Source organism: Mesorhizobium sp. M0761, from assembly GCF_040320205.1.
Lineage (GTDB): Bacteria > Pseudomonadota > Alphaproteobacteria > Rhizobiales > Rhizobiaceae > Mesorhizobium.
Genome location: NZ_JAMYPF010000010.1, coordinates 59,528 through 78,404, shown reverse-complemented (window position 1 = coordinate 78,404; position 18,877 = coordinate 59,528). Strand labels below are relative to the sequence as shown.

The window sequence follows — 18,877 nt, the reverse complement described above, 5'->3', positions numbered from 1 at the left end:
AGCTTGAATGACCGACTGGTCAGCCGCCCAATATCTGAAATTCGAGGATGAGCGCACACGGCCGGCGCGCGATCTTGTTGCGCAGGTGCCGGTGGATTTCCCGCGCCGGGTGGTCGACATCGGCTGCGGCCCGGGTAATTCGACCGAGCTGCTGGTCGAGCGCTGGCCGGATGCTGATATCAGCGGCTTCGACACCTCTCCCGACATGATCGAGAAGGCGAAGGCGCGCCTGCCCAGCGTCAATTTCGACCTCGCCGATGCCTCGACATGGCGACCGGCCGAGCCGGTCAACGTCATCTTCGCCAACGCGGTATTCCAGTGGCTGCCCACCCACCCGGTAGTGTTTCAGCGGCTGATGGGCTTTCTCGCCCCCGGTGGCGCGCTCGCCGTCCAGATGCCCGACAATCTGCTTGAGCCGTCGCATCAGGTGATGCGCGAGACGGCCGCCGAAATGCCGTTCGCCGCCAAGATGGCAGGTGCTGCGCGCGGACCGCTGCCGGCGGTGTCGTTCTATTATGATCTCTTGTCGCCGCTCTCCGACCGGGTGGATATCTGGCATACGGCCTACAATCATCCGCTGACCGACGCCGAGGCGATCGTCGAATGGGTGAAGTCGACGGGGCTGAAGCCTTTCCTCGATCCGCTGGACGCCGACGAGCGCAAGATCTTCCTCGACAGCTACACGGCTAAAATTGCCAAGGCCTATCCGAAGACCGCAAACGGCAAGGTGCTGCTGCGCTTCCCGCGCATTTTCATCGTCGCCAAGCGGGCCGGCTAGCACTCCCGATGACATCCGGCCACAGCCTATGGTTTAAGCCGGCGTAAACCGGTGGGGTGAGAAAAGTGTTGTGTCGCGCCCCCTGGTCGTTCACATGAGAACGACAACGCCTGCGCATGGACGGACTGGATATGCATCGCGTCATCATCAGCGGCATCGGCGTTGAAATCCCTGAAGCCAAGATCACCAATGAAGAACTGGTCGCCAGTTTCAACGCTTGGGTCGACACGGAGAATGCGCGCCGGCAAGGCCCGGATGAGACGCTGCTGCAGAAATCCGACAGCGCCTTCATCGTCCATGCCTCAGGCGTCCAGACCCGGCATGTCATCGAGCGCGAAGGCATTCTCGATCCGACCCGCATGGCGCCGCGCATTCCGGCGCGGCCCGATGATGCGCTGTCGCTGCAGGCCGAGTTTGGAGTGGCCGCGGCCCGGAAGGCGCTCGACCATGCCGGCCTGAAGCCGTCCGACATCGACCTGGTGATCTGCTCGGCCTCGCACCAGCAACGGCCCTATCCGGCGATCGCCATCGAAATGCAGGAGGCGCTGGGCACCAAGGGCGCCGGCTTCGACATGGGGCTTGGTTGTTCATCGGCCGCGGCCGCCTTGCACATTGCGGCCAATCTGGTCCGGGCGGGCGCGCACAAGCGCGTGCTGGTGGTCACGCCGGAGATCATCACCGGCCATCTCAATTTCCGCGACCGGCAGACGCATTTCATCTTCGGCGATGCATCGGTGGCGATGGTGGTCGAGGGGCTGGGCGAGGGCGAGAGGCGGCCGGGGCGTTTCGAGGTGCTGGACACGCGCACCTGGACGCAGATGTCGAACAATATCCGCACCAATCTGGGCTATCACACCCGCACCGCCCAGGACGATCCTTACATGATCAACCTCGAAGGCAATCTGATCAAACAGGTCGGCAACAAGGTGTTCAAGGAAGTCACCGTCGCCGGCCACAAATTCATTGTCGAATTCCTCGCCGAGCACGGGCTGACGCCGCAAGCCATCAGGCGATTCTGGCTGCATCAGGCCAATGCGCGAATGAACGCCATGATCCTGAAACTGGCCTTCGGCCACGAGGTCGACCATGACCGCGCGCCGATGGTGCTGGAGCGGCTCGGCAACACCGCCGGCGCTGGCGCCATCATCGCGCTGTCGGAAAACCACGCCGACATGAAGCCCGGCGATTTCGGCGTGCTGTGCGCCTTCGGCGCCGGCTATTCGATCGGTGGCGCGCTTTTGCGGATGCTGTAATCAGGCCGGCATGAACGGCACCAGCATCGGTACGCGGCGGGCATAGTCGTCATAGGCGTTGCCGAGTTCTCCGCGCAGAAAGCGTTCCTCCAGCCTTGCCTTCATGACGATGCCGATGGACGCTATCAGCCGGTTTGATCGAATCATCATCGCTTTCGACTGGACCCGAGCCCACGGCTACGGCTATTTGCGACGTCATCCTGCAGAAGGAACGAAGCCATGCTGGACCTCTTCCCGGAGTCTGAGGAGCCGGTCGACATCATCCCCGCCAGGAAGCTGTCCGCCAAAGTGGCCGCTTTGTACGTCGCACCGTCGAATCACTTCCAGACGCGCCCGGTGGAAGCATTGCAGCTCGGTTTCGAAGGCATCGACGGCGACTTCCACGCCGGCGCCACCCGTCGTTCGGGCGGTCGCGAACCCTGGTATCCGCGCGGCACCGAAATCCGCAACGAGCGGCAGATATCAATCGTAGCAGCGGATGAAATCGCCGTCATTGCCGAGCGGATGGGGCTGGCCGAGATCAAGCCGGAATGGATCGGCGCCAATCTGCTGATCGAAGGCGTGCCGCATCTCTCGATGCTGCCGTCAGGCACGCTGCTGTTCTTTAGAGGTGGCGTGACGATCAAGGTCGATGCGCAGAACGGGCCTTGCCGGCTTGCTGGACGTGCGATCGCCGAAAACGCCGGGATGGCCGATCGGGAGGCCGGCGCGCTGGCCTTCCCGAAGGCGGCGAAACGGCTGCGCGGCCTCGTTGCCTGGGTCGAGAAACCGGGTCGTATGACAACAGGGGAAGAGATCTCGGTGCGCGTGCCCGAGCAGTGGATTTATCGATCCTAGTACCGGGCTAGGGCACGGGCTGCGCCGCCGGGGCGACGCAGCCGGATTTCAAGACGCGCTCAGGCCGCCTTGCGGTTCTTCTTGGCGCCCTGCGCCTCGACGGAAACGTGGTCCCACTTTTCCCACAGCGCGATGCGGTTGGCGTATTCCTGCTTGATCATCGGCAGGCCGCCATCGCCGAAGAAGACGCGCAGCGGCGGCTCGGCCGCGTCGACGATTTCAAGCATCGCCGGTCCGGTGGCCTCGGGGTCGCCGGCGACCGAGTTGGCGCGGCGTTCCGCCATCTTGGCGCGGGCCGGCGCGTAAGCCTCGATCGCTTTGGAGACCTTGGCCGAGGCGCCGGACCAATCGGTGGAGAAGCCGCCCGGTTCGACAAGCGTCACATGGATGCCGAATTCGGCGACCTCGATGCTGAGCGACTGGCTGAAGGCTTCGAGCGCCCATTTCGAGGCATGGTAAAGGCCGAGCGACGCAAAGGCGTTGACGCCGCCGATCGACGAGATCTGGATGATGTGGCCGGAGCCCTGCGCCCGCATGATCGGCAAAGCCGCCTGGGTGACCCAGAGCGCGCCGAACACATTGGTTTCGATCTGGTCGCGGGCTTCCTGTTCGCTGACTTCCTCGATGGCGCCGAAATGGCCATAGCCGGCATTGTTGATGACGACGTCGAGCCGGCCAAAGCGCTTGTGCGCCTCGGCGATGGCCGCTTCGACAGCCTTCTTGTCGGTGACGTCGAGCTTGATCGCGGCGACATTATCGCCGTATTTCGCGACGAGATCGGCGAGCGTGCCGGCATCGCGCGCGGTTGCGGCGACACGGTCGCCGCGAGCGAGTGCGGCCTCGGCCCAGACTCGGCCAAAGCCTTTCGACGATCCGGTGATGAACCAAACCTTGCTTGTCATGACGTGGAATCCTTGCCCATGCGGGCCGTGAACTGGGAAGCGGAGGCTTCTCCGCTTCCGCGATATACGGTGCGTCGAGCGATTTTCCAGAGGCGAGGGGGAATCTTTTTGGTCACGTCATCGTGTGGAGCAGGACCTTCGCCGGTCAGGGATAGCGCACCGGGCTCGACCAGGCCGGGTCGTCATGCTTTTGCCAGTAGAGCGCCATCAAGCGCTTTGTGATCCCGCCTATCTTGCCGTCGGCGACAGCAGCGCCGTCGATCACTGTCACCGGCATGATGCCGCCGGCGGTGGAAGTGATGAAGACTTCGTCGGCAGCCTTCAGCGCGGCAACGCTGACGTCGACGGCCGTGGTGGGAAGCGCTGCCTCGGCGCAGAGGTCGAAGACGGTGCGCCTGGTGATGCCGGGCAGCACGCCGGCGGCTGGCGTCGACAGCCTGCCGTCCTTGACGCAGAACACGTTGAAGCCGGGGCCTTCGGCGACATTGCCGTTGAAGTCGAGAATCAATGCGGTTTCGGCCCCACGGTCATAAGCGTCGTAGAGGCCGCGCACGAGGTCGAGCCAGTGGTAGTTCTTGATCGCCGGATCGATCGAGACCGGCGGAATGCGCACCTTGTCGCTAATGGCGACATGCAGGCCGCGCCGCAACTGCTCGGCATTGGCGACCGAGCCGAAGGGAACTGCGAAGGCCATGAAGCGGTTGACCGCCTGGCGCGGATCGCGGCTGAAGGTCGGCGAGGCGCCGCGTGTGCACAGCATTTCGACATAGGCGGCGCGATGGCCCGACAGCGCCACGCAATTGTGCAGAATCTCGGCCACACCATCGCGGTCGGACGGGATCGTCATGCGCAGTTTTTGCAAGCCGGCGAAGAAGCGGTCGAGATGCAGGTCGAGTCGGAAGAAGCTCCCGTCCCAGACATGCACGGTGTCGTAGGTGGCGTCGGAATGCAGAAAGCCCCAATCCAGCACCGAGATCTTGGCTTGCGACATCGGCAGATACTGACCATCGAGAAAGGCGATGCCGTCGGGATAGGAATGCGGATCGATATGGCGATCCGACAAAGCCGGCAATGGCACAATGCTACCGGCTGCTGCGCTTCGGTTCATGGCGATTGGTCCCTTCGGCTTGATGCGGCAGATTCAAGCTAGTGGTCCCCTGCAGGCGGCATAGGGCCACCCAACCATCGCTGTTTGTCCTAGGTAGCACATTCGATATGCCCTATGGTCCGGCTTGAAAATATCCGGCCGGGAGGGGCAAAATGGGCAGATCTTTTCGGACCATCAGCTTTGCAATTTTCCTCGTCTTCGTCACTGGCCATGCCTTCGCGCAATGCGCTCGCGAGGGCGAGGCGCTGTGCCAGAACGGCCAGACCTATCGTTGCGAGAAGATGGGCAGCGAGCTGACGCCGATCTTTCAGAACGTGCCTTGCGTGGTCAACGCGGCGGGGCTCAACGGCGTCTGGACCGGCAGCGGTCATCAAAGTCCGGCCGGGGCTGCCGGCGCCGATTGGGCGATCGCAATGACAATCGGCGATGGCGCCGCGTCGATCGACTATCCGTCGCTCGGCTGCGGCGGATCGTTGACCCAGATTTCTCGCGACGACAGTTCGGCGGAATACCGGGAAAACATCAGCTACGGCCAGGACAAGTGCATCGACGGTGGCGGCATCACCGTCCGATTTTTCAAAGGGAACCTGTCCTGGACCTGGGTTGGCCAGGCCGACGGCCAGCCCTACAATGCGGTTGCCGTATTGAAGCGACGGTAGCTGAAGTTATTCCTCTTCGTCCTCTGCATCGAGCAGGCGCGTGGCGCGCCAACGGGTCAGCACCATGTTTGTTTGCTCGATGACGAAGAACCGCGCCGAGTCGCGGTCATAGCCCTCGGCCAGCAGCTTTTCATAGTCGGTATGGCCGTGCCTGATATGGGCGATCGTCGCCAGCCAGACCGCGATGCCCGGCGGCAGCGTCTTCATGTGCACGGCGCCGGCCTCGGTGCGGATTTTCTCCATATCGGCATAGGGCGCCAGGGGCAGCAGTGCGGTCAGCGCCTTGGCGATGGCGCGGCGGCGGCCGGTGGGCGCGCTCATTTTTCGTCACGCCCGGCAATGGTCGCCTCGGGAAAGGCGTCGGTCGAGGCGAAATAGGGCTTGATGTCGATCACCGGGGTGCCGTCGAGCACATCGATGGCGTCGATGGCGATGCGGCCGTGGTCGATGTCGACGGCGATCAGCCTGGCGATATGCAGCCCGACTGGGTTCGGCCGGGCAGGGGAGCGCAGCGAGAAAACGCCTTTCGGCTCAGCCGCATGGCGGGGTCTCTGGACAATCAGTGCCCGCGGCGCGTGATGCAGCCAGGACAGGATGACGATGTGGCTGGCCCGCTCCAGCGCAAGCAGGCCGTCGCGATAGGCAGGGTCGATGAGAACCGTGGCCGCCTGTCCGGTCTCGCGCGCCGCGCGCATGTTCTTTGGGCAGGTTTGCCTGGATGTCCATGGCGAGGCGATGCGGCCGATGAACACGATATGGCCATCCGCCGGCATGTCAGCCGGGTCAGCCTGCAGGAGCTTTTCGCCGTCGCGCTTCTCGAACATGGCTTTCGCCCTAGCACAAGTTTCCAGCCGATCGTCAGGGAAAAGCGGTTCTCTCAGGCGGGGACCATGTGTGCGCCATTTCCTTGTCAGGAAGCGACATAGGCCTTGCCATGTCGTCAAAGCTGACATAAACATATGTTTATATCTTTTTCAACGAGAGCGCGCCGATGCATGTTTCGCTCGATACGATGGTTGATACGTTGAAGGCTGCGGCCGAATCGAGCCGGCTCCGCATCCTGGCGCTGCTGTCGCGCGGCGATCTCACCGTGTCCGACCTCACCGAGATCCTCAGCCAGTCGCAACCGCGGGTGTCGCGGCATTTGAAGCTGCTGCTGGAGGCCGGGTTGATCGGCCGCTACCAGGAGGGCTCCTGGGCCTTCTTCCGGCTGTCGGATACGGATTCCGCGCGCGACTTCGTGCTGCGGCTGGTCTCCGGCATTCATGGCGCCGATCCGCAGGTCGAGCGCGATCTAGAGCGGCTGGCGTCGGTCAAGCGCAAACGGCAGGACCGCGCCGCCGAATATTTCTCCGAAAACGCCGCCAGCTGGGATCATATCCGCTCGCTGCATGTGCCGGACCGCGCGGTGGAAGCCGCACTCCTCAAGCTGGTCGGCAAGCGGCCGTTCCAGTCGATGCTCGATCTCGGCACCGGCACCGGGCGGCTGCTGGAAATCTTCTCACCGCTCTACCGGCGCGGCGTCGGCATCGATATGTCGCGCGAGATGCTGACGGTGGCGCGCGCCAATCTCGACAAGGCAGGCATTGCCAATGCGCAGGTCCGCCAGGGCGACATCTTCGCGCCGCCGGTCGAGCGCGACGCCTTCGACCTCGTCACCATCCATCAGGTGCTGCACTATCTGGACGATCCCGCCCGCGCCATCCGCGAGGCGGCAAGGCTGCTGCGCCCGGCGGGCAGGCTGGTGATCGTCGACTTCGCGCCGCATGCGCTGGAGTTTCTGCGCGACCAGCACGCGCATGTCAGGCTGGGCTTTTCCGACCGCCAGATCTCCGAATGGTTTGCCGAGGCCGGGCTCGATCTCGAGGATGCCCAGGAATTCGAGCCGCGCGGCGGCAACGAAGCCAGGCTGACCGTCAAGCTGTGGCTCGGCCGCGACCGCCGCATGCTGATGGCCGAGCCTTCAAATGACACCCAACCCACCAAAGCGTACCCTATGGGGGAAATCGCCTGATGAACCAGTTCCGCTTTTCCCGCCGTCCCGACATCGGCGACAAGGTGCGCGTTTCCTTCGAGTTCTTCCCGCCGAAGACCGACGAGATGGAAGCCAGGCTCTGGGACACCGTCACCAGGCTGGAGCCGCTGAAGCCGAGATTCGTCTCGGTGACCTATGGCGCCGGCGGCTCGACGCGTGAACGCACGGCGCGCACGATCAAGCGCATCCTGAACGAGACGACGCTGACGCCGGCGGCTCACATGACCTGCGTCGACGCCGCCCGCCATGAGGTCGACGCCGTCGTCCGCGAATTCGCCGATATGGGCGTGAAGCGCTTCGTCGCCTTGCGTGGCGATCCGGCGGCCGGCGTCGGCACCGCCTACCGGCCGCATCCCGATGGCTATGCCAATGGCGCCGAACTTGTCGGAGCGCTGAAGGACGCCGGCGATTTCGACATCTCGGTCTCGGCCTATCCCGAAAAGCATCCGGAAAGTCCGGACTTTGCCACCGACTTCGACATGCTGAAGCGCAAGGCCGACAATGGCGCGACGCGGGCGATCACCCAGTTCTTCTTCGACAACGATCTCTACGAGCGTTACGTCGAGAAGGCGCGCCGCGCCGGCATCTACATCCCGATCGTGCCCGGCATCCTGCCGGTGCACAATTTCACCCAGGTCGCCAATTTCTCGGCACGCTGCGGCGCGCTGGTGCCGGCATGGCTGGCCGAGCGGTTCGAAGGGCTGCACAACGATCCGCAGACGCATGCGCTCGTGGCGTCTGCCGTGGCGGCCGAGCAGGTGCTCGATCTCGTCGAGCGCGGCGTCAGCGACTTCCATTTCTACACCATGAACCGGGCCGACCTGGTGTTTGCCATCTGCCATATGATCGGCATCCGCTCCCACGAAACAGAGGCAGCTGGATCCGCCGCCGCCTGAGCTTCATCGTGGTATGAAATCTGAAATGCAAAAGGCCGGGCGAAACACCCGGCCTTTCGAATTTGTGGGCTATTGCTGCTGTTCCTCCGCTCCGGCGGTTACGGAAGAACACCTATGATAAGGGCGCCAATGAAGGCAAATGCAGCACAGATCATCAATGCGTTGATTGGCCTCGTAAGTCCCATGTCATAGTCTCCTCTTCAAGAGCTATGGGTGGAGTCTAGGGGCATTTGTGCCACAGGCAAGCGGAAAATATGCTGCAATGCGACGCGATTGTGGAATTTGCGACCTGCCACCTGGCGTTAGGCATTGAAACTCTTCGGCAAAACCCGCTGGTAGCCTGTGAATAAATTGTGACGTGGCTGTGACGAAAGCGAGGCATGGCAGCGCTACCAGACCTAAAGCGCGTCGTTGTTCCAAAACCGCTGCGCACTTTTGGTCGACAGGCATTAGCGCCGACCAAACAACCGCCCGTCGATCGTCACCAGGCCAAGCGCGATCAGTGCCATGCCGCAGAACTCGAACAGAGCGAGCCGCTCGCCGAGGAACAGGAGGCCGAGCAGGATGGCGCTGGCCGGGACGATGAGCGTGACCAGCGAGGCGTTGGTGGCGCCGGCCGAGGCGACGAGGTCGAAATAGAGGATGTAGGCGAAGGCGGTGGAGAGCAGCGCCAGCGCCAGCACCGCCGTCCAGACCGGCGGCGAGGCCGAGAACAGGCCGGCCGGGCCATAGGTGAGCAGCACCACCGGGATCATGATGATGGTCGACGCCGTCAATTGTCCGGTGGCGATGACCGGCGAGGGCACGCCCTTGAAGCGGCGGGCAATCATCAGCGCGACGGCGTAAGACAGCGAGGCGCCGATCAGCGCGAATTTCGCCCAGACCGGGCCGCCGAGCCCGGCCAGCAGGCCGGGGCCGATCATGACAGCGGTGCCGGCGATGCCGAGCGCGATGCCGGCAAGCTTGTTCCAGGAGAGCTTTTCGTCCGCTGTCAGCGCGTTGGCGAGAATCAGCGTCCAGAACGGCGTCGTCGCATTGAGCACCGAGGCGACGCCGGCGCCAAGCGCGGTCTGGCCGGCAAAGATCAGCGAGAACGGGACGACATTGTTGGCGAGCGCCAAAAGGAAAAACAGGCCGGCATGCGGGAAGGCGAGGCGGAAGGACGGACCGCGAATGCCGAGATAGAGCTGCAGTGCAATGGCCGCAATGGCAACGCGAAACAGAACCAGCACCAGCGGGTGCATTTCGGCAACGGCGATGCGGGCAAAGAAGAACGAGCCGCCCCAGATGGCGCCGAGCAGCAGAAGCTGTCCCCAGTCCCTCAGCGTCATCGGTCCGCGCTGCACGGCTGTCGTGGCTATTGCCATCGTGAACGTCCTTCCCCGCGGCATCAATGCCAGCCACTCAGGCAGAAGGCATATCGGGTCCGGCGACAAGAGCCACCCGAAACCTGATTGCTGGCAACAGTGCTGCCAGGAGGGTGCGCCGCTGGGTCAGTGCCCGCCAGACACAGAATTGTTTTCTTTGGCCGCTAGCTTGGATTAATTGTGCGCAGCCGAGAAGTCAGGGGATTCGTCCATGCAGCGATTCGAGAATGCCCGCGAGGCGGCGCTGGCGCTTCGGCCGGACGATCCGGTCTACTGCTTTCGCCCGCAGGTGCTGAAGGCGGATGCCAAACAGTTCATGGGCATGTTTCCCGGCAAGACCGCCTACGCAGTCAAGACCAATGGCGAGCAGATCGTGCTGAAGGCGCTGGTCGAAGCCGGCGTCACCGCCTTCGATGTGGCCTCGCCCGGCGAGTTCGCCGCCGTGCGCGCCGTCTCACCCGACGCCGAGATGCTCTACATGCATCCGGTCAAGGCGCAGTCGGACATCAAGCTTGCGCTGGAAAAATACGCCATCCGCGTCATTTCGCTCGACCATGAGGACGAGATCACCAAGCTGACGCGGGTGGTGCGGGCGCTTGACATCGATCCGGGCTCCATCAGCGTGTTCGTGCGCATCCAGACCAAGGGCTCGGCGGCCTATGAACTGTCAAAGAAATTCGGCGCCGGGCCGGCCTATGCTGTGGAACTCGCCGAGCGACTCAACCGCACCGGCTACAAGGTCGGCCTGTGCTTCCATGTCGGCAGCCAGATCGAGGATCCCGACACCTATGAGCGGGCGCTGGCCTCCGCCGATTGGGTGCGCAACCGGCTGACCTTCGACATTGCGGGGCTCGATGTCGGCGGCGGCTTTCCCGCCGAGTACGGCCATGACCCCAATCGCAAGCAGATCGAGATGCCGTCGCTCGGCCAGATCATGTCGCGGCTGTCGGGCGACCTGAGGGAATACCAGTTCGACCAGATCCCGTTGGTGGCCGAGCCCGGCCGGGTGATCGTGGCGCGCTGCCTGTCGCTGATCGTGCGGGTGCTGCTGCGCAAGGGCAAGCGGCTCTACATCAATGACGGCATCTGGGCGTCGCTGTCGGATTCTTGGACTGGCAAGATCACACTGCCGGCCCGCTTCATCCCCGATCCGGCGATCCGTTCGCGCAATGGCGAGGAGAAGAACATCGTGCCCTTCAAGGTCTGCGGCGCGACCTGCGATTCCGTCGACATCCTGTCGCGGCCGTTCTGGCTGCCGGAAACCGTCGACACCGGCGACTGGATCGAGATCGGCCATATCGGCGCCTATTCGCTGTCGCTGAGAACCCGCTTCAACGGTTTTTATCCCGACACATTTGTCGAGGTGACGACGCCGTTTGACGAAGGCGATGCGCCGCAGGGATTCGCCAGCCTGGAGACGATGGCGGACTAAGCGACCCCGCCACCGGCCTGGATATTCTCGCCGGTCAGCCAGCGGGCCTCGTCGCTGGCCAGGAAGACCGCGACATCGGCAACGTCGCGGGGCGCGCCGATCCTGCCAAATGGAGACATGCCGGCCGCCACGGCGCGATCGCGCTCGGGAAGCAGGTCCGTGTCGGTGAAGCCAGGCGACAGCGCATTCACCGTGATGCCGCGCGGTCCGAGTTCACGCGAGAGCACACGGACGAATTGTTCGACGGCGCCCTTGCTGCCGAGATAGAGCGCCGTTTGCGTGAAGAACATCTTGGTGCCGCCGGTGGAGACCGCGATGATGCGGCCGCCGTTTCGCACACGGCGCGCTGCTTCCTGAAGCACGAAGAACGTGCCCTTGGCATTGGTGCCGAAGACATGGTCGAAATCGGCTTCGGTTGCCTCGGTCAGAGGCTTGATGACGGCGACGCCGACATTGGCAACCACGATGTCGATCGCGCCGAACTCACTCTCAGCCTCGTCAAACAGGCGATGAATATCCGAGACGCTTGATATGTCGGCCTGGACGGCGATCGCCTTTCCTCCCTTGCCGGCGATGGCGGCCACGACCTCGTCAGCGGCTTCGTGGTTGCCGACATAGTTGACGACGACGGCAGCGCCCTTGGAGGCGAGGCCTTCGGCGATGGCTCGCCCAATGCCGCGCGAACTGCCGGTGACGAGTGCGGTTTTGCCTTGCAAGGACTTGGGCAGGATACGTTTCCTTCAATCATTCAGGCCCGTGCCGGTTTCATCCGACGGGTCCGCTAGTCGAGAAATAGGGCCATGCAACTGATCAGATAATGGCCTATTATCTGACTAGGTTGTTAATCTAGGGATACACAATGCGCGGTTCTGAATTCGCCGAGCTCAAGGCATTTGCCGCAATCGTGGAAGAGCGTAGTTTCGTCCGCGCCGCCGCCCGGCTGCGTGTTTCCCCGCCGGCGCTCAGCCAGTCGATCCGGCAACTGGAGGCTCGCATCGGCGTCAGGTTGCTGAATCGCACGACGCGTAGTGTTTCACCCACTGGTGCCGGCGAGACGCTGTTTGCGCGCCTTGCCGTTGCGTTCGAAGAGCTGGAGGGCGCCGTAGCGGACATTCATGCCGCGCGTGATCGACCGGCGGGTTCGCTACGAATAAACGTGCCGCGTGTTGCCGCGGTGCGGTTCATCGGCCCGATCCTTGGCGACTTCCAACGCGCCTATCCTGATATCGCGCTGACCGTCATCGTCGACGATACGCTGACCGACATTGTTCGAGGACGGTTCGATGCCGGAATCAGGCTTGGCGAGCGGCTGGAGAAGGCCATGGTGGCAGTGAAACTGAGCGGGGATTTGCAGATGGCGGCGGTGGCCGCTCCCGTCTATCTCGAAAATCGGGCCATACCGCGCCATCCGCAGGAGTTGCATCAGCACCAATGCATAAAATTCCAGTGGCCTGGTGGCGGCAACCTCTATCGATGGGAGTTCGCGCGCGGCAAACGGTCTCTGGAAATCGCCGTCGAGGGCAGCCTGACTGTCAACGACACCGAGCTGATGCTGAACGCGGCGCTGGGTGGAGCAGGCGTTGCCTACATGATCGACTATCAGGTCCAGTCGTGGATCGATGCGGGCAGGCTGATGAGATTTCTAGAGCCCTGGTCGCCCAGCTTTCCAGGCTTCTTCCTGTATCACCCGAGTTCGAGGCACGTCCCCCCGGCTTTGCGGGCATTTATCGACTTTGTCCGGGCAAGGAGTAGGGAATAAGGAACCCAGCTTGGGCAGATTCTACTCACAGTTTCCCCAAAAGCTCCGGCGTCGGCCAGCCGTCTACCGGCATGCCGAGCCGCATCTGTTCCTTGCGGATGGCTTCGCGGGTGTTGGTGCCCAGAATGCCGTCGACGGTGCCGACGTCATAGCCCCTGGCTTCGAGCTTGGTCTGCAATTCCTTCATCTGATCGCCATTGAGACCGGTTTCGGGATTGCGCGGGTCGAACTGCTTTGCCCCGGCCAGCCGGCTGGCGAAGTTGGCGGCGGTCAGCGCGTAGGTGAAGGACTGGTTCCATTCGAGATAGACGTCGAAATTGTCGTAGGCTAGGAAGGCCGGACCTTTGCGGCCCATCGGCAGCGCCAGGCCGGCCTTCAGGCCATTGTCGATCAGCGGCGTGCCATCGGGGTTGGTGACGCCCCAGGCGGCCCATTGCGACAGCGGCAGCTTGTTGGTGCGGCCGGTCTGCTCCCAGGGCATGTCCTCGGGCACGCGCACTTCCTCGATCCAGGGCTGGTCGCGTTTCCAGCCGCGCGACAGCACCTTGTTGGCCGTGGTCATGATTACGTCGGGTACGCTGCGCCTGAGGTCGACGATGCCGTCGCCGTCGCCGTCGACGCCGCGCGCCAGATAATCGGAAGGCAGGATCTGCGTCTGGCCGATCTCGCCGGCCCAGGCGCCGGTGACGTCGGCCGGAACGACACCGCGATCGATCAGCGTCAACAGCGGCACCAGTTGCGGCCGAAACAGCTGCGGCCGGCGGCAGTCATGCGACAGCGTCACCAAGGCGCTCAGCGTGTGGAAATCGCCCTGGACGGCGCCGAAATCGGTCTCCAGCCCCCAGAAGGCGGTGATGATCGGCGCCTGGACACCGAACTGCTGGTCGGCGCGCGCGAAGACTTCGGCGTATTTCTTCAGATTGGCCGCGCCCTGCTTCAGCCGGTAGGCCGAGATCATGCGGTTGGAGAACTGGATGAAGGTCTGGGCGAAGACGCCCTGGGCGCGATCGCGCGCCAGCACCTTGTCGTCGATGGTGGCGGCTTCCAGCGCGTCAAGGCCGACAGCGCCGACACCGGCCGCCCTGGCTTCCGCCGCCACGCCTTGCTTCCAGGTTTCGAAGTCGCCGCCGCATTCCTGCGCCCCCGCCGGCATCGCCGTAGCGCCGAGCAGCAGGCCCGCGAGCAGCCCGGAGCGCAATCGGCTCCTCGATCGTTTCCGGCGTGGATATCCCAGTGGTTGCAGGTAGGTGCGCATGGGACGTCGAAAAGCAGGCGGCAGAGCCGGTGTCAACGGGTGTTCTGCCGCAGCCACTTTTTCCAGGCTGCCTCAGTGCCGTTGAAGACGTTGATATCGGACTTGCCGGTCATGCCGGGAACGATACCGGTTCCGGTGTATTGCCAGAAGGTGAAAGGGTGGCTGCCGTACTTTTGGCGGGGGTGGCCGGCCACCGAGCGCAGCCAGTAGGGATAGCCGCGGAACGTCGAAAGGTCGTTATCGTCGAAGAAGTCGACCGAGGTGTAGATGATCGGCTTCTTGCCATAGTGCCGCTCGATCATCTCGAGAAAGGTGGTCATTTCGGCCCGCACCGTCGCCGAATCCGGGCGCAGCCGGCAGGTCGGCGATTGCGGGTTCCACTCCATGTCGAGCACCGGCGGCATGGCCGAGCGGTCGACGGGCACGTTCTGGATGAACCAGCGCGCCTGGGTGGCGGCAGGCGTGCAGAAATAGAAGAAATGGTAGGCCGCGCGCGGAATGCCATTGGCCTTGGTGCGCGACCAATGCTCGTTGAAATACTCGTCGAAACGGTCGCCGCCCTCGGTCGCCTTGATGAAGGCGAAGGAGATGCCGCTGGCCTTGGCCGTCGGCCAGTCGACCGAGGTCTGGTATTTGGAGACGTCGGTGCCGTGAACGGCATAGTTCCAAGGCGCGCCGCTATCCCATTCATGCGGCTTGGAGTCTTCGAAACGCGGTGCGCGCACGGCAACCGTCGGGCTGCTGGATGGCGACATCGAGGGCACGAGATCGCCGGCGGTCGAGCAGGCGGCCAGCAGCGTCAACGTGATGAGGGCCGCGAAACGGCGCATCGCATTTCCCGAGCCGGAATCAGCCGGTCGCTGTTGGGTTGTCGTTGCAGGTGCCCCTCAGGCGATCGCCCCACAGCATCGCCTGATACGCTATTTTCGTGCATGTCGTTGTTCCAAAACCGCTGCGCACTTTTGGGCGACATGCACCAGTGATCGCCGATCATGGTTGATAACAGGTTGACGGCGCTCGACAAGAACACCGATTTTGCGGAAGCAATGGCGGCAAATCGATGACATAAAATCGGGCCGCAAGCCACGGGCAGCGGAAAAGCAGGGACGGAAAGATGCGGATCGCCGTGAAGATCATCAAATGGCTGCTCGGCCTGGTCGTGTTGGCCATAGCCGCCCTGTTTGCCTGGCTCTACGTCGCGCCGCCCGACCTGATCCGCGTCGGTTCCGGCTATTCCGCCAAGATTGTCTGCTCGAATGTTTTTATCGCCGGCCGTGATCCCAATGAGGTGCTTGCCATCGACGTGCAGGCGCCCGGCCATCCGCTGCTCAGGCTGATGAAGGTGTCGGTCGACAAGAACAGGGGGACCGTCTCGGCCGGGCTGCTTGGCTTCCTCGGCAAGAGCGTTGCCGTTGCGCGCGCCGGCCTGGGTTGCGCCTCGGTTCCTGATGGCGACGTCGGCAAGGCACGGCGCACGTCAATCCCTGCCGAGGCGTCGGCGGCCACCAAGGGCGATCTGTGGCCCGGGGGAGATCGAGTCGACGCCTCGCAAAATCCCGAAATCAACAAGATCCTCGACGGTGCGGCGATGACCGGCATCGGCATGCGCGCCGTGGTGGTGGTCAAAAATGGCCGCATTGTTGCCGAGCGTTATGGCGACGGCTTTTCGGCGAAAACGCCGCTGCTCGGCTGGTCGATGACCAAGACAGTCAACGCCGCGCTCGTCGGCACGCTGGTCAAGGACGGCAAGATGGCGGTGACCAATCAGGGCCTGTTCGGCTCATGGAAGGCGGACGGCCGCGCCGCCATCAGCCTTGCCGATATGATGGCGATGTCGAGCGGACTCGAGTTCAACGAGGATTATGGCGACGTTGCCGATGTGACGCGCATGCTCTACCTCGAACCGGATATGGCGGGCTTCGCCGAGGCCAAGCTGCTGACCGGCGACGTCGGCAAGGTCTTTTCCTATTCGAGCGGCACGGCGGTGATGCTGTCGCGGCTGTGGCAGGATGCTATCGGCGACAAGGACAAGGCGCTGATGTGGCCAAGGACAGCGCTGTTCGGGCCGCTCGGCATGCAAAGCGCGGTGCTCGAAACCGACGAGGAGGGTACCTTTGTCGGCTCATCCTACCTCTATGCCACCGGGCATGACTGGGCGCGGTTCGGCCAATTCCTGCTGCAGGGCGGCATCTGGAACGGCAACCAGATCCTGCCGGCCGGTTTCGTCGACTGGATGCGCGAACCGGCACCGGCCTCGAAAGTCTACGGCAAGGGGCAACTTTGGATCGAAGCCCCGGGGGACGAAGGAAATCCCGGCGCCGGCGTCGCCGCCGGCCTGCCCAACGATACCTACTGGATGGAGGGCCATGACGGCCAGACGGTCGCCATCATCCCGTCGGAGCAACTGGTGGTGGTGCGGCTGGGGTTGACGCCCGCCAAGCTCGGTTACCGGCCGCAGGTGATGGTCGGCGCGCTGATGAAGGCACTGCGCTAGCTCTCTTTACCCTCCCTTTGATGGGGAGGGTCGGCGCGTAGCGTCGGGGCGGGGTGCCTGGCACTTCACCCCCACCCGCGCCTTCGGCGCGACCTCCCCCATCGAGGGGGAGGGAAGAGTGCGCGATCTTGACGACCGCCAGCCAGGCATAGCCGCGATAAAGCGCGCGGAAACAGAAGCTTGCGCCGGTTCGCCGAGATTCCGATTCCAAGACTTCGCGCAATGATTCACGTGGCGTGACATGGAATTTCTTGAGCCAGCCGCGCAGCAATGTCCGGAACCAGTTGGGCAAGCCTTCCTGCTGGCCGAAATCGACGACATGCAGCGAGCCGCCGGGCGCGAGTGCCGCAAGGGCTGCCGAAACCGTCTTTTCCCAACCGGGGATCATCGACAGCGAATAGGACACGAAGATGCGGTCGAAGCGCTCGACGCCGAACAGCGTCTTGGCGTCGAAATCGGTGGCGTCGCCGCGCGCCAGCACGGCGCGGCCGGACAGGCCGTCGCGGCCGATCGCCTTGCTCGCCGTCTCCAGCATCTCGGCCGAGATGTCGAGGCCGTAGAGGCGGGCGTCGGGATAGCGGCGGGCGACAAGCGCGATGTTGCGGCCGGTGCCGCAGCCAAGTTCGAGCACTCTGCCATTCGCCGGCACATCCAGCCCGACTATCATCTGGTCGCGGCCAAGCAGATAGTATTTGCGGGTCAGGTCGTAGATGTGGCGCTGCCAGCGGTAGACGCCGTCCATCAGTTCGGCATGATCGGCCGGCAGCCCGCTCGCGCTCATGCCGCGCGCTTCACATAGAGGTGGAAGCCGCCATAAATCGCAGAGCGGTCGCGGGCCGAACAGTCGCGCGAGGCCTCGTCCTCGTAGGTCCACTGGTCGAGCAGCGAGATCGAGACGCGGCCCGGCAGCAGGCTGGGCTCGGCGGCGGTGCGGAAGATGACTCGGGCGCCGACCGAGGCGGTGCGGGTGATCTCCGACCAAAGGGCATTGAGCTGGTCGTCCGTCATCCAGTCCTGCGCGTCAAGCAGGACGAAACGGTCGACGGTGCTTGCGTCCTTGCCGGCCAGAAATTCGATCAGATTGGCGTGGTGGATGCCGACGCGATCGACATTGTTGCGGATCGCCTTGTAGTTGGCCTCTTCTAGATAGGCGGGCAGGGCGGCCTCACCCGGATTGGGATAGCGACGGGCGAAGGCTTGCCAAGCGAAGTAGTTGTTCTTCAGCGGAAAATCGCAAGCGAGCTTTTCCAGCCGGGCCTTCAGCACGCTGGCCATCGAACCATCGCCCGAGGTGATCAGCGAATCGTACTGCGCCGGCGGAATGCCGAGGCCGAACAGCGAAGCCTTGCGCGAGGTAGCCCAGCGCAACAGCTTCTTGTCGAAGACCCGCGCCAGCTCTTCGTTGAAGAAGCGGCGCTGGTCGGCGAGGCTCTTCGACGCCATGATACCGGCGGGATCGACGCCGAAGAATTTGGCGATGCGGTGGCCCATGGCGATGAACAGGCCGAGCAGGCCGGTCTGGTAGAAATTGCGATCGAAGACGGTGATGCGCCGGCGGCCGCGCCAGCTGCGACGCTCCCAATAGTGGCGGCTGACCGGGTCGAGATGCGGCGCGATGAAGCGGTCATAGGCTTGCGAATTGTGGTTGGTGTCGGCGGCGCCGAAGAAACGGAACAGATCGCCCTGCGAGGGCAGATGCCGCACCGCCTCCAGCTTCATCCGGTTCAAGGCGATGTGGGCGGCGTTGAGGTCGACCGCATCGACGCGTTCAGGCGAGCGGGTGAGGTAGGCGAGGATGTTGCAGCCGCCCGACGCTATGGTGACGAGGCGGTGGCCCTGGCCAAGCTGCATGGCCTCCATGTCGACTTCAGGGTCTTCCCAGATCTGCGGATAGACAAGGCCGGAAAACAGCAGCGCAAACAGTCGTTCGGAAAGGCCGGCCTGCGAAAGCGGGCGGTTCTGGTAGACGGCTTTTCCAACTTCCTTGCCGCGGCGAAAAACGAGATCCGAGGAGACGTCCGTCATGGCAAAGTGATTCCCCATTTGCTTTGCCGCAAGCGGGTAACTCAGGGGCATGACAGGCGGGTGACAGCCTGTTGACG

Annotated in this window: 19 protein-coding genes and 1 pseudogene; 9 read left to right on the top strand and 11 right to left on the bottom strand. The window is 63.6% G+C overall.

Annotation, left to right across the window (positions count from 1 at the left end; genetic code table 11):
- Window positions 1-7: 7 nt before the first annotated feature.
- On the top strand, window positions 8-778 hold the full coding sequence (gene tam / locus NKI32_RS17985) for a trans-aconitate 2-methyltransferase (protein WP_023725378.1): 771 nt from the start codon (window positions 8-10) through the stop codon (window positions 776-778).
- A 131-nt stretch (window positions 779-909) separates the two neighbouring features.
- On the top strand, window positions 910-2,031 hold the full coding sequence (locus tag NKI32_RS17980; RefSeq protein WP_023714787.1) for a beta-ketoacyl-ACP synthase III: 1,122 nt from the start codon (window positions 910-912) through the stop codon (window positions 2,029-2,031).
- Here NKI32_RS17980 and NKI32_RS17975 read toward each other — a convergent pair whose 3' ends face one another.
- Window positions 2,032-2,181: a hypothetical protein gene (locus NKI32_RS17975; RefSeq protein ID WP_023705569.1), complete on the bottom strand. Its 150-nt coding sequence runs from the start codon at window positions 2,179-2,181 to the stop codon at window positions 2,032-2,034.
- A gap of 69 nt (window positions 2,182-2,250) precedes the next feature.
- Between NKI32_RS17975 and NKI32_RS17970 the strand changes: the two genes are divergently transcribed.
- Window positions 2,251-2,868, top strand: coding sequence for an MOSC domain-containing protein (locus NKI32_RS17970; RefSeq protein WP_353003089.1), 618 nt, complete (start codon window positions 2,251-2,253; stop codon window positions 2,866-2,868).
- A 59-nt stretch (window positions 2,869-2,927) separates the two neighbouring features.
- On the opposite strand, the gene NKI32_RS17965 is transcribed toward NKI32_RS17970, so the two are convergent.
- Window positions 2,928-3,770, bottom strand: coding sequence for an SDR family oxidoreductase (locus NKI32_RS17965; protein WP_023729364.1), 843 nt, complete (start codon window positions 3,768-3,770; stop codon window positions 2,928-2,930).
- A 145-nt stretch (window positions 3,771-3,915) separates the two neighbouring features.
- Entirely contained in the window at window positions 3,916-4,878 is a 963-nt protein-coding gene (locus NKI32_RS17960) for a D-amino acid aminotransferase (RefSeq protein WP_023668243.1), read from the bottom strand.
- A gap of 152 nt (window positions 4,879-5,030) precedes the next feature.
- Here NKI32_RS17960 and NKI32_RS17955 point away from each other — a divergent pair, with 152 nt between their 5' ends.
- Entirely contained in the window at window positions 5,031-5,537 is a 507-nt protein-coding gene (locus tag NKI32_RS17955) for a hypothetical protein (protein WP_023735978.1), read from the top strand.
- 6 nt (window positions 5,538-5,543) lie between these two features.
- Here NKI32_RS17955 and NKI32_RS17950 read toward each other — a convergent pair whose 3' ends face one another.
- Window positions 5,544-5,858, bottom strand: a complete 315-nt coding sequence (locus NKI32_RS17950) for a DUF2293 domain-containing protein (protein ID WP_023668245.1) — start codon at window positions 5,856-5,858, stop codon at window positions 5,544-5,546.
- Complete coding sequence (gene tsaA / locus NKI32_RS17945; RefSeq protein WP_353003088.1) at window positions 5,855-6,361, bottom strand: tRNA (N6-threonylcarbamoyladenosine(37)-N6)-methyltransferase TrmO; 507 nt, start codon at window positions 6,359-6,361, stop codon at window positions 5,855-5,857. Before tsaA ends, NKI32_RS17950 begins: the two co-directional genes overlap by 4 nt.
- Window positions 6,362-6,528: 167 nt before the next feature.
- On the opposite strand from tsaA, the gene NKI32_RS17940 reads away from it, so the two are divergent.
- Together NKI32_RS17940 and metF are read left to right on the top strand one after the other, a co-directional pair.
- Window positions 6,529-7,551: an ArsR/SmtB family transcription factor gene (locus NKI32_RS17940; protein WP_352463550.1), complete on the top strand. Its 1,023-nt coding sequence runs from the start codon at window positions 6,529-6,531 to the stop codon at window positions 7,549-7,551.
- Complete coding sequence (gene metF, locus NKI32_RS17935) at window positions 7,551-8,468, top strand: methylenetetrahydrofolate reductase [NAD(P)H] (RefSeq protein WP_023682156.1); 918 nt, start codon at window positions 7,551-7,553, stop codon at window positions 8,466-8,468. The genes NKI32_RS17940 and metF overlap by 1 nt, the downstream gene beginning before the upstream one ends.
- 449 nt (window positions 8,469-8,917) lie before the next feature.
- Here metF and NKI32_RS17930 read toward each other — a convergent pair whose 3' ends face one another.
- On the bottom strand, window positions 8,918-9,835 hold the full coding sequence (locus NKI32_RS17930) for a DMT family transporter (protein WP_353003087.1): 918 nt from the start codon (window positions 9,833-9,835) through the stop codon (window positions 8,918-8,920).
- 211 nt (window positions 9,836-10,046) lie between these two features.
- Between NKI32_RS17930 and NKI32_RS17925 the strand changes: the two genes are divergently transcribed.
- Window positions 10,047-11,267 carry an alanine racemase gene (locus NKI32_RS17925; RefSeq protein WP_023668250.1) on the top strand — a complete coding sequence of 407 codons (1,221 nt, stop codon included), beginning with the start codon at window positions 10,047-10,049 and terminating at the stop codon, window positions 11,265-11,267.
- On the opposite strand, the gene NKI32_RS17920 is transcribed toward NKI32_RS17925, so the two are convergent.
- Window positions 11,264-11,983, bottom strand: a complete 720-nt coding sequence (locus NKI32_RS17920; protein ID WP_353003086.1) for an SDR family oxidoreductase — start codon at window positions 11,981-11,983, stop codon at window positions 11,264-11,266. The two genes, NKI32_RS17925 and NKI32_RS17920, sit on opposite strands and share 4 nt — an antisense overlap.
- A gap of 143 nt (window positions 11,984-12,126) precedes the next feature.
- Here NKI32_RS17920 and NKI32_RS17915 point away from each other — a divergent pair, with 143 nt between their 5' ends.
- Entirely contained in the window at window positions 12,127-13,026 is a 900-nt protein-coding gene (locus NKI32_RS17915) for a LysR family transcriptional regulator (RefSeq protein ID WP_353003085.1), read from the top strand.
- Window positions 13,027-13,051: 25 nt separating this feature from the next.
- Here NKI32_RS17915 and NKI32_RS17910 read toward each other — a convergent pair whose 3' ends face one another.
- Both NKI32_RS17910 and NKI32_RS17905 read right to left on the bottom strand, forming a co-directional pair.
- The gene (locus NKI32_RS17910) at window positions 13,052-14,281 is read right to left on the bottom strand and encodes a lytic murein transglycosylase (RefSeq protein ID WP_488377202.1); all 1,230 of its coding nucleotides are present in this window, start codon (window positions 14,279-14,281) and stop codon (window positions 13,052-13,054) included.
- Window positions 14,282-14,313: 32 nt separating this feature from the next.
- Window positions 14,314-15,111, bottom strand: a complete 798-nt coding sequence (locus NKI32_RS17905; RefSeq protein WP_023668254.1) for a glycoside hydrolase family 25 protein — start codon at window positions 15,109-15,111, stop codon at window positions 14,314-14,316.
- A gap of 284 nt (window positions 15,112-15,395) precedes the next feature.
- On the opposite strand from NKI32_RS17905, the gene NKI32_RS17900 reads away from it, so the two are divergent.
- Complete coding sequence (locus NKI32_RS17900; RefSeq protein WP_353003084.1) at window positions 15,396-16,775, top strand: serine hydrolase domain-containing protein; 1,380 nt, start codon at window positions 15,396-15,398, stop codon at window positions 16,773-16,775.
- 124 nt (window positions 16,776-16,899) lie between these two features.
- Here NKI32_RS17900 and NKI32_RS17895 read toward each other — a convergent pair.
- Together NKI32_RS17895 and NKI32_RS17890 are read right to left on the bottom strand one after the other, a co-directional pair.
- Window positions 16,900-17,556, bottom strand: a pseudogene (locus tag NKI32_RS17895) (class I SAM-dependent methyltransferase); the annotation flags it as partial.
- A complete protein-coding gene (locus NKI32_RS17890; RefSeq protein ID WP_353003083.1) occupies window positions 17,553-18,851 on the bottom strand; it encodes a BtaA family protein in 1,299 nt (432 codons plus the stop codon). The pseudogene NKI32_RS17895 and the gene NKI32_RS17890, both read right to left, overlap by 4 nt.
- Window positions 18,852-18,877: the final 26 nt, after the last annotated feature.

Excerpts from the sequence above, each read along its gene's own strand:
- tam (WP_023725378.1), top strand. The coding sequence starts at position 8 with ATGACCGACTGGTCAGCCGCCCAATATCTGAAATTCGAGGATGAGCGC.
- NKI32_RS17980 (WP_023714787.1), top strand. The coding sequence starts at position 910 with ATGCATCGCGTCATCATCAGCGGCATCGGCGTTGAAATCCCTGAAGCC.
- NKI32_RS17975 (WP_023705569.1), bottom strand. The coding sequence starts at position 2,181 with ATGATGATTCGATCAAACCGGCTGATAGCGTCCATCGGCATCGTCATG.
- NKI32_RS17970 (WP_353003089.1), top strand. The coding sequence starts at position 2,251 with ATGCTGGACCTCTTCCCGGAGTCTGAGGAGCCGGTCGACATCATCCCC.
- NKI32_RS17965 (WP_023729364.1), bottom strand. The coding sequence starts at position 3,770 with ATGACAAGCAAGGTTTGGTTCATCACCGGATCGTCGAAAGGCTTTGGC.
- NKI32_RS17960 (WP_023668243.1), bottom strand. The coding sequence starts at position 4,878 with ATGAACCGAAGCGCAGCAGCCGGTAGCATTGTGCCATTGCCGGCTTTG.
- NKI32_RS17955 (WP_023735978.1), top strand. The coding sequence starts at position 5,031 with ATGGGCAGATCTTTTCGGACCATCAGCTTTGCAATTTTCCTCGTCTTC.
- NKI32_RS17950 (WP_023668245.1), bottom strand. The coding sequence starts at position 5,858 with ATGAGCGCGCCCACCGGCCGCCGCCGCGCCATCGCCAAGGCGCTGACC.
- tsaA (WP_353003088.1), bottom strand. The coding sequence starts at position 6,361 with ATGTTCGAGAAGCGCGACGGCGAAAAGCTCCTGCAGGCTGACCCGGCT.
- NKI32_RS17940 (WP_352463550.1), top strand. The coding sequence starts at position 6,529 with ATGCATGTTTCGCTCGATACGATGGTTGATACGTTGAAGGCTGCGGCC.
- metF (WP_023682156.1), top strand. The coding sequence starts at position 7,551 with ATGAACCAGTTCCGCTTTTCCCGCCGTCCCGACATCGGCGACAAGGTG.
- NKI32_RS17930 (WP_353003087.1), bottom strand. The coding sequence starts at position 9,835 with ATGGCAATAGCCACGACAGCCGTGCAGCGCGGACCGATGACGCTGAGG.
- NKI32_RS17925 (WP_023668250.1), top strand. The coding sequence starts at position 10,047 with ATGCAGCGATTCGAGAATGCCCGCGAGGCGGCGCTGGCGCTTCGGCCG.
- NKI32_RS17915 (WP_353003085.1), top strand. The coding sequence starts at position 12,127 with ATGCGCGGTTCTGAATTCGCCGAGCTCAAGGCATTTGCCGCAATCGTG.
- NKI32_RS17910 (WP_488377202.1), bottom strand. The coding sequence starts at position 14,281 with ATGCGCACCTACCTGCAACCACTGGGATATCCACGCCGGAAACGATCG.
- NKI32_RS17905 (WP_023668254.1), bottom strand. The coding sequence starts at position 15,111 with ATGCGCCGTTTCGCGGCCCTCATCACGTTGACGCTGCTGGCCGCCTGC.
- NKI32_RS17900 (WP_353003084.1), top strand. The coding sequence starts at position 15,396 with ATGCGGATCGCCGTGAAGATCATCAAATGGCTGCTCGGCCTGGTCGTG.
- NKI32_RS17890 (WP_353003083.1), bottom strand. The coding sequence starts at position 18,851 with ATGCCCCTGAGTTACCCGCTTGCGGCAAAGCAAATGGGGAATCACTTT.